The sequence below is a fragment of the Pseudomonas sp. FSL R10-0399 genome (genome assembly GCF_009600165.1).
Taxonomy (GTDB): Bacteria; Pseudomonadota; Gammaproteobacteria; order Pseudomonadales; family Pseudomonadaceae; genus Aquipseudomonas; species Aquipseudomonas helleri.
On the sequence record NZ_WIWK01000197.1, the window covers coordinates 1 to 5,255 of the forward strand.

At 55.3% G+C, this 5,255-nt stretch carries 5 protein-coding genes; 4 read left to right on the forward strand and 1 reads right to left on the reverse strand.

The genetic code is table 11. The features are described from left to right. The first annotated feature begins 511 nt into the window (after nt 1–511). The 4 genes from GHO41_RS28420 (at nt 512) to GHO41_RS28435 (ending at nt 4,234) form a co-directional block, all read left to right on the forward strand. On the forward strand, nt 512–1,399 hold the full coding sequence (locus tag GHO41_RS28420; protein ID WP_048367506.1) for a LysR substrate-binding domain-containing protein: 888 nt from the start codon (nt 512–514) through the stop codon (nt 1,397–1,399). A 195-nt stretch (nt 1,400–1,594) separates the two neighbouring features. Beyond that, on the forward strand, nt 1,595–2,578 hold the full coding sequence (locus tag GHO41_RS28425) for a DUF1852 domain-containing protein (protein WP_153435278.1): 984 nt from the start codon (nt 1,595–1,597) through the stop codon (nt 2,576–2,578). A gap of 27 nt (nt 2,579–2,605) precedes the next feature. Further along, nucleotides 2,606–3,634 carry a methionine synthase gene (locus GHO41_RS28430; RefSeq protein ID WP_048367510.1) on the forward strand — a complete coding sequence of 343 codons (1,029 nt, stop codon included), beginning with the start codon at nt 2,606–2,608 and terminating at the stop codon, nt 3,632–3,634. Between the two features lie 90 nt (nt 3,635–3,724). Next, complete coding sequence (locus GHO41_RS28435) at nt 3,725–4,234, forward strand: flavin reductase family protein (protein WP_153435279.1); 510 nt, start codon at nt 3,725–3,727, stop codon at nt 4,232–4,234. 12 nt (nt 4,235–4,246) lie between these two features. On the opposite strand, the gene GHO41_RS28440 is transcribed toward GHO41_RS28435, so the two are convergent. Further along, nucleotides 4,247–5,255, reverse strand: a 1,009-nt coding sequence (locus tag GHO41_RS28440; RefSeq protein ID WP_305977955.1) for an ATP-dependent helicase C-terminal domain-containing protein, incomplete at its 5' end; no start/stop codon positions are given.

Consider the following 5,255-nt stretch of genomic DNA (forward strand, 5'->3'; position numbering starts at 1 on the left):
ACTGAGTTCGTGATAGGACATAGTGGCAGCACCGTACCGGAAAGGTCAGGTGTTGCACTCAGTTTTTGCGGCCGCCACTCTTATTTTTTTAGGCTTAATGGATATCGCGGTAAACCACTGTCTAACTAATCTGGCAAAACACCTCATCTGAATAAATCGTTCATGCGCCGGTTAGCTAGCAAACCGACGAGGCCTTTGACGCCATGCGCGATTGCAGTAAGGCGCGAAGATTGCCACAGCAAGGCCCACATCCAAACCGAGAAAAAATGCGTCTATACATGCAGAAAACACATGAATGAGATGTGCGGTAATTTTGCCTACAGGTGCTCGAGCGCCCCTCAAAAGCCTCTAAAACGGCGGTTTCAGACCATAATCCCAGGATTTAATGGGCCGAGTATTTGACCGTGCGGCTGTTCGCGCTGTGCTGATCAAGCAAATGTCGTATGCTGGCCCTTTGATTTAAAGCGCTGCTTTCCCACCCCGACCATCGATTTATTCACGCAGAGTCAGCATGAATCCTCGGACACTTAACCCCTCAATCTCTTCCTTGCTGGCGTTCGAAGCGTCTGCCCGACATGGCAGTTTCACGCGCGCGGCCGAAGAACTAAGCCTGTCTCAAAGTGCAGTTAGCCGACAAGTTCAGTCATTGGAAGAACTGCTGGGGGTTTTGCTCTTCGACAGAATTGGCAGGCACATTACGCTGACGGAAGTGGGTCGCATTTATTCCGTGGAAGTTGCCGGAGCGCTGGCTCGAATTCGCGATGCAACCATGCAAGCCCTTGCCTACCGAAGTGGCGGCGGGTCTTTGCATTTGGGCGTATTGCCGACGTTCGGCACCAAGTGGTTGTTGCCGCGCATGAGTGATTTTTATGCCAAACACCCCGAAATCCTTGTGCATATCCACTCGCGTGCGAGCACCGTCGACTTCACCACCACCGGGCTGGATGCCGCCATTTGTGTCGGTGAAGGGGTCTGGCACCATGTGGTCTCGCACAAGCTCTTCGATGAGGAACTGGTCCCGCTGGTGGGCAGCAGCAATGCCGAGGCAGAACGCTACACCTGCGCTGAAGACCTTCGCTCTGCACAGTTGCTGCAGGTCGCTCCGCGCCCGCACCTCTGGCTGGAGTGGTTCAAAATGCAGAACTGCCAACCTGGCCGGTTGAGGCTGGGCCCGCAATTCGAACTCACCACCCACCTGATCCAGGCGGTGTCATCGGGCATCGGGGTCGGGCTGTTGCCGCGTTTTCTGGTCAAGGACGAGCTGGCCAACAACACCCTGCGCATCCCGTTCGACTCCATTTCACCGACCGGTACGGCCTACTACCTGCTCATCCCGCCGCACAAGGCCAATCACCGGCCCATCGCGGTGTTCAAGGACTGGCTGATGGGTCAGCTGTAACCCGGCAAACCCTGCTGCCGCGGGCTCGGCAGCGCATCATGAGCATCGCTAACGATTTGCTGAAATCAATTCATTATCTATCGCTGAACTTCTCGTCCAGAATGCCCCTTAATTAGAAACAACATAAAGATTATCAAGAGATAAACCAGAAAGCCCAGTTCTGGTTTATCTCTTCTATTAAGGCGTCAGATCATAATGAGCAGAGAATTCACATTTTCTATCAAGAGCATTCGCTTTGATGAAAACTATCAGCCTTCAAACACGACGCGCATTACGACCAACTTTGCTAACTTGGCGCGCGGCGAACATCGCCAAGAGAATTTGCGCAACACCTTGAAAATGATTAACAACCACTTCAATACACTGGCGCATTGGGACAACCCAAAGGGCGACCGTTATGCAGTGGAACTTGAAATCATTTCGGTCGCCATGAGCCTTGATGCTGAGCGCAGTGACAATGCCCTGCCACTGATTGAAATATTGAAAACCCATATTATCGATCAGCACACACACGAGCGCATTGAAGGCATTGTGGGCAATAACTTTTCTTCTTATGTGCGCGATTATGACTTTAGCGTGCTGTTGCTGGACCACAATAAAGGCCAATCAACGTTCAGCACACCGGCCAACTTTGGTGAGTTGCACGGCCAACTGTTCAAGTGCTTTGTTAATTCAAACACCTACAAAGAACACTTCAACAAACCGCCAGTGATCTGCCTGAGCGTGTCGAGCAGCCGGACCTACCTGCGCACGGAAAACCAGCACCCGGTGCTGGGCGTTGAATACCAGCAGGATGAATACTCCCTGACCGATGATTACTTCCAAAAAATGGGCTTGAAGGTGCGCTATTTCATGCCGCCGAACAGCGTGGCACCGCTGGCTTTTTACTTTGCCGGTGACTTGTTGGGTGATTACACCAACCTTGAACTGATCAGCACCATCAGCACGATGGATTCCTTCCAGAAGATCTATCGCCCTGAGATTTACAACGCCAACTCTGCCGCCGGCAAAGCTTATCAGCCGAGTTTGAAACACCAGGATTACTCACTGACGCGGATTGTTTACGACCGAGAAGAACGCAGCCGGTTGGCGATTGAACAAGGCACCTTTGTTGAAGAGCACTTTATCAAGCCGCACCACGCCATTCTTGAGCAGTGGTCCGCCCATTACGCTCTTTAACGACTTATTAAGACAAGGTTATCCACCATGAAAAAATTGCTCCCTACTTCAACGGCCGGCAGTTTGCCGAAACCGTCCTGGTTAGCACAACCCGAAACACTGTGGTCGCCCTGGAAGTTGCAAGGTGAAGAACTTATTGAAGGCAAACAAGATGCCTTGTTACTGGCCCTGCAAGAACAACAACACGCCGGTATTGATATCGTCAGTGATGGCGAACAAACACGCCAACACTTTGTCACCACGTTTATTGAACACCTCAGCGGCGTTGATTTTGAGAAGCGCGAAACTGTCAGGATTCGTGACCGTTACGACGCCAGCGTCCCCACCGTAGTAGGGGCTGTTGCGCGGCAAAAGCCGGTGTTTGTGGAAGACGCCAAGTTCTTGCGTCAACAGACCACGCAACCCATTAAATGGGCGCTGCCAGGTCCTATGACCATGATCGATACGCTGTACGACAACCACTATAAAAGCCGTGAAAAACTCGCCTGGGAATTCGCCAAAATCCTTAACCAGGAAGCCCTGGAACTGGAAGCGGCGGGCGTCGATATTATTCAGTTTGATGAACCCGCTTTTAACGTGTTCTTTGATGAAGTGAATGACTGGGGCGTGGCGACCCTGGAACGAGCCATTGAAGGCCTCAAGTGTGAAACGGCTGTGCATATCTGCTACGGCTATGGCATCAAGGCCAACACTGACTGGAAAAAAACCTTGGGTTCAGAGTGGCGCCAATATGAAGAGGCGTTCCCCAAGCTGCAACAATCCAGCATCGACATCATTTCGCTGGAATGCCACAACTCCCACGTCCCCATGGACCTGCTGGAACTGATTCGCGGCAAAAAAGTGATGGTCGGCGCCATTGATGTGGCCTCGCACACCATCGAAACACCCGAGGAAGTGGCCAATACCCTGCGCAAGGCGCTGCAGTTTGTAGACGCCGACAAACTGTACCCGTGCACCAACTGCGGCATGGCCCCGCTGCCACGTCACGTTGCACGCGGCAAGTTGCAAGCGTTGACGGCTGGCGCCGAGATCATCCGCAGAGAACTGTCGAAGTAAGCACTGCCTGCGGGCTTTAAACACGAGTAACGCCTGAAGTCAGCCCATTTAAGCGGGCGACTTCAGGCTTATCCCTATTCAGGACCCACCATGGCACTTCTTCGTACGGCGATCGAACCCTTGAGCTTTCGCGAAGCCCTAGGGCACTACGCATCCGGTATCACGGTGATTACCTCACACGTGGATGACGAGCCGATTGGCTTCACCTGCCAGTCGTTCTACAGCGTGTCGATGAGCCCACCGCTGGTGTCTTTCAGCGTTATGGCCAGTTCAGCCAGCTACCCGAGAATTCGTCAGGCGGGTCGGTTCGCGGTCAATATCCTGTCCGGCGAGCAGGTTGCGATTTCCAACCAGTTCGCGCGCAAAGGCACCGACAAATGGCACGGCGTCGACTGGCAGCCATCGCCGCTGGGCAACCCGGTTATCGCGGGCAGCCTGCATTGGCTTGATTGCGAAATACACGCCGAGCACGTCGCCGGTGATCACCTGATCGTGATCGGCGAAGTCAAAGCGTTAAACCTGCAAGAAGCAGCGGCGACGCAGCCACTGCTGTATTTCAAAGGCCAGTACTGCAACCTCGCCGCCCTTGGCGCCGCGTGAAGGTTTAGGGCCTCAACTCTTTCTCGGCTTGGCCCTGGCCGTCGCTTCGGCCACCAACGGGTCATCGGGCCAGTAGTGTTTGGGGTAACGCCCTTTCAGGTCTTTTTTCACCTCGGCATAGGTGCTGCGCCAGAAGTTGGCCAGGTCTTGGGTGACTTGCACCGGGCGCCGGGCGGGTGACAGCAGGTGCAGTTTGACCACCTGCCGCCCGCCCGCGATGCGCGGGGTGTCTGCCAGGCCAAAGAGTTCTTGCAGGCGCACCGCAAGAATCGGCGGGTGCTCGCTGTAGTCCAGACGCACCGACGAACCCGACGGCACTTTGATGTGTTGCGGCGCCAGTTCATCAAGACGCTGGGGCAGCGGCCATTTGAGCAAGTTATGCACAATGCTCGACAGGTCGAGGTTGGCAAAATGGCTCAGCCGCGACACCCGCCCCAGGTACGGCCCCAGCCAGTCTTCAAGCCCGGCCAGTAACGCCGCATCGCTCACGTCCGGCCATTCGCTTTGGCCCTGGCTGCTCACATCGAGCTGACGCAGCAACGCCACCCGCGCTTGCCATTGCCGCAGTTCAGGCGTCCAGGGGAGCAGTTCCAGGCCTTTGCGCCGCACCAGGTTGACCAGTGCCTGAGTCCGCGACGCCTCATCAAGGCCGGTCAGGGGTTCACGACTTAACACCAGTTCGCCCACTTTTCGCTGACGTTCGGCGCGCAATACCCCTTCGCGCTCGTCCCAGTCCAACTGATCCACCACCCTGACTTGCTCACTGAGTACACCGTCCAGCAGCGCCGGATCAAACTCGGCGGCCAGATAAATGCGCTCTTCACGCTGGCCCTGACGGCTGCCCAAATCGGCAACCACCAGCCACGGCTGTTTCATCAAGCCGTCGACTTCGCTGAACAACGCCGCCCGGCCATTGGCCAGCCGGTATTCGGCGCCGCCGGGCTTGCGCTGTTGCGCGATGCGATCGGGATAGGCCAGCGCCAGCAAGGCGCCCAGCCAACGCGAATGATCGGGGTCGGCC